Source organism: Aeromonas sp. QDB56 (genome assembly GCF_027705505.1).
GTDB lineage: Bacteria > Pseudomonadota > Gammaproteobacteria > Enterobacterales > Aeromonadaceae > Aeromonas > Aeromonas caviae.
On record NZ_JAPDBZ010000222.1, the window covers coordinates 1 to 3,427 of the forward strand.

A 3,427-nucleotide genomic window follows, 5' to 3' on the forward strand; every position below is an offset into this window, starting at 1 on the left:
GGTAAGCAGAGTTTTTGAAATGTAAGGCCTTTGAATAAGACAAAAGGCTGCCTCATCGCTAACTTTGCAACAGTGCCCGCCGATGCGCTCAAGCCGTGGATTGCGCGGCGTGAACGCTGGCCGTCCTTTCTGATCCGGCGCGATCCGCGCGACATCAGCCGTATCTGGGTCCTGGAACCGGAGGGACAGCATTACCTGGAAATTCCCTACCGTACCTTGTCGCATCCGGCTGTCACCCTCTGGGAACAACGGCAGGCGCTGGCGAAACTGCGGCAGCAAGGGCGCGAACAGGTGGATGAGTCGGCGCTGTTCCGCATGATCGGCCAGATGCGTGAGATTGTGACCAGCGCGCAGAAGGCCACACGCAAGGCGCGGCGTGACGCGGATCGCCGCCAGCACCTCAAGACATCAGCTCGGCCGGACAAGCCCGTTCCGCCGGATACGGATATTGCCGACCCGCAGGCAGACAACTTGCCACCCGCCAAACCGTTCGACCAGATTGAGGAGTGGTAGCCGTGGACGAATATCCCATCATCGACCTGTCCCACCTGCTGCCGGCGGCCCAGGGCTTGGCCCGTCTTCCGGCGGACGAGCGCATCCAGCGCCTTCGCGCCGACCGCTGGATCGGCTATCCGCGCGCAGTCGAGGCGCTGAACCGGCTGGAAGCCCTTTATGCGTGGCCAAACAAGCAACGCATGCCCAACCTGCTGCTGGTTGGCCCGACCAACAATGGCAAGTCGATGATCGTCGAGAAGTTCCGCCGCACCCACCCGGCCAGCTCCGACGCCGACCAGGAGCACATCCCGGTGTTGGTCGTGCAGATGCCGTCCGAGCCGTCCGTGATCCGCTTCTACGTCGCGCTGCTCGCCGCGATGGGCGCGCCGCTGCGCCCACGCCCACGGTTGCCGGAAATGGAGCAACTGGCTCTGGCACTGCTGCGCAAGGTCGGCGTGCGCATGCTGGTGATCGACGAGCTGCACAACGTGCTGGCCGGCAACAGCGTCAACCGCCGGGAATTCCTCAACCTGCTGCGCTTCCTCGGCAACGAACTGCGCATCCCGTTGGTTGGGGTAGGCACGCGCGACGCCTACCTAGCCATCCGCTCCGATGACCAGTTGGAAAATCGCTTCGAGCCGATGATGCTGCCGGTATGGGAGGCCAACGACGATTGCTGCTCACTGCTGGCCAGCTTCGCCGCTTCGCTCCCGCTGCGCCGGCCTTCCCCAATTGCCACGCTGGACATGGCTCGCTACCTGCTCACACGCAGCGAGGGCACCATAGGGGAACTGGCGCACTTGCTGATGGCGGCGGCCATCGTCGCCGTGGAGAGCGGCGAGGAAGCGATCAACCATCGCACACTCAGCATGGCCTGTCGACAACCTCTCGCGCAACCAAGACATCGCGGTCGGACTGCAAGTGATCTTGAAGCCACGGGCCCGTCCCACCCCGACATGGACCTCGATGCCCGAACGGACGTTAGATTTCGAGTTCTAGGCGTTCTGCGATGAAGGTTGGATCCCAGCCGGGATTGAAAGTGTCGACGTGGGTGAATCCGAGCCGCTCGTATAGGCCACGCAGGTTCGGGTGGCAGTCGAGCCGCAGCTTGGCGCACCCCTGCGTTCGCGCGGCATGGCGGCAAGCCTCGATCAGCGCGGAGCTGACACCCCGGCCCGCATGTGTCCGTCGCACCGCGAGCTTGTGCAGATATGCGGCCTCCCCCTTGAGGGCGTCGGGCCAGAACTCGGGATCCTCGGCCGACAAGGTGCAACAGCCGACGATGCCGTCGCTGCAACTCGCGACTAGGAGCTCGGATCTCAGGACGAAGGTCTCCGCGAATGTCCGGTCGATCCGCGCGACGTCCCAGGCGGGCGTTCCCTTGGCGGACATCCACGCCGCAGCGTCGTGCATCAGCCGCACAACCTCGTCGATATCACCCGAGCAGGCGACCCGAACGTTCGGAGGCTCCTCGCTGTCCATTCGCTCCCCTGGCGCGGTATGAACCGCCGCCTCATAGTGCAGTTTGATCCTGACGAGCCCAGCATGTCTGCGCCCACCTTCGCGGAACCTGACCAGGGTCCGCTAGCGGGCGGCCGGAAGGTGAATGCTAGGCATGATCTAACCCTCGGTCTCTGGCGTCGCGACTGCGAAATTTCGCGAGGGTTTCCGAGAAGGTGATTGCGCTTCGCAGATCTCCAGGCGCGTGGGTGCGGACGTAGTCAGCGCCATTGCCGATCGCGTGAAGTTCCGCCGCAAGGCTCGCTGGACCCAGATCCTTTACAGGAAGGCCAACGGTGGCGCCCAAGAAGGATTTCCGCGACACCGAGACCAATAGCGGAAGCCCCAACGCCGACTTCAGCTTTTGAAGGTTCGACAGCACGTGCAGCGATGTTTCCGGTGCGGGGCTCAAGAAAAATCCCATCCCCGGATCGAGGATGAGCCGGTCGGCAGCGACCCCGCTCCGTCGCAAGGCGGAAACCCGCGCCTCGAAGAACCGCACAATCTCGTCGAGCGCGTCTTCGGGTCGAAGGTGACCGGTGCGGGTGGCGATGCCATCCCGCTGCGCTGAGTGCATAACCACCAGCCTGCAGTCCGCCTCAGCAATATCGGGATAGAGCGCAGGGTCAGGAAATCCTTGGATATCGTTCAGGTAGCCCACGCCGCGCTTGAGCGCATAGCGCTGGGTTTCCGGTTGGAAGCTGTCGATTGAAACACGGTGCATCTGATCGGACAGGGCGTCTAAGAGCGGCGCAATACGTCTGATCTCATCGGCCGGCGATACAGGCCTCGCGTCCGGATGGCTGGCGGCCGGTCCGACATCCACGACGTCTGATCCGACTCGCAGCATTTCGATCGCCGCGGTGACAGCGCCGGCGGGGTCTAGCCGCCGGCTCTCATCGAAGAAGGAGTCCTCGGTGAGATTCAGAATGCCGAACACCGTCACCATGGCGTCGGCTTGAACGAATTGTTAGACATTATTTGCCGACTACCTTGGTGATCTCGCCTTTCACGTAGTGGACAAATTCTTCCAACTGATCTGCGCGCGAGGCCAAGCGATCTTCTTCTTGTCCAAGATAAGCCTGTCTAGCTTCAAGTATGACGGGCTGATACTGGGCCGGCAGGCGCTCCATTGCCCAGTCGGCAGCGACATCCTTCGGCGCGATTTTGCCGGTTACTGCGCTGTACCAAATGCGGGACAACGTAAGCACTACATTTCGCTCATCGCCAGCCCAGTCGGGCGGCGAGTTCCATAGCGTTAAGGTTTCATTTAGCGCCTCAAATAGATCCTGTTCAGGAACCGGATCAAAGAGTTCCTCCGCCGCTGGACCTACCAAGGCAACGCTATGTTCTCTTCATGTACAGGATCTTTAGCTACAACCAATTGAAATAGATAGAAAAAAGGCTTCGTTTGTGATCTGATTTAATCGCA

Annotated in this window: 4 protein-coding genes and 1 pseudogene; 2 read left to right on the forward strand and 3 right to left on the reverse strand. The window is 61.7% G+C overall.

Annotated features, from left to right (window positions below):
* Window positions 1-30 precede the first annotated feature (30 nt).
* On the forward strand, window positions 31-513 hold the full coding sequence (locus OKB81_RS19750; RefSeq protein ID WP_001044207.1) for a Mu transposase C-terminal domain-containing protein: 483 nt from the start codon (window positions 31-33) through the stop codon (window positions 511-513).
* Between the two features lie 2 nt (window positions 514-515).
* Complete coding sequence (locus tag OKB81_RS19755; protein WP_001381192.1) at window positions 516-1,508, forward strand: TniB family NTP-binding protein; 993 nt, start codon at window positions 516-518, stop codon at window positions 1,506-1,508.
* Here OKB81_RS19755 and OKB81_RS19760 read toward each other — a convergent pair.
* The 3 genes and pseudogenes from OKB81_RS19760 to OKB81_RS19770 all read right to left on the reverse strand — a co-directional run.
* Entirely contained in the window at window positions 1,477-1,977 is a 501-nt protein-coding gene (locus OKB81_RS19760; RefSeq protein WP_000376623.1) for a GNAT family N-acetyltransferase, read from the reverse strand. The genes OKB81_RS19755 and OKB81_RS19760 overlap by 32 nt on opposite strands.
* Window positions 1,978-2,104: 127 nt before the next feature.
* Complete coding sequence (gene sul1, locus OKB81_RS19765) at window positions 2,105-2,944, reverse strand: sulfonamide-resistant dihydropteroate synthase Sul1 (RefSeq protein WP_000259031.1); 840 nt, start codon at window positions 2,942-2,944, stop codon at window positions 2,105-2,107.
* Window positions 2,945-2,972: 28 nt separating this feature from the next.
* Window positions 2,973-3,350: pseudogene (locus OKB81_RS19770) on the reverse strand (aminoglycoside adenylyltransferase family protein); the annotation flags it as partial.
* Window positions 3,351-3,427 lie beyond the last annotated feature (77 nt).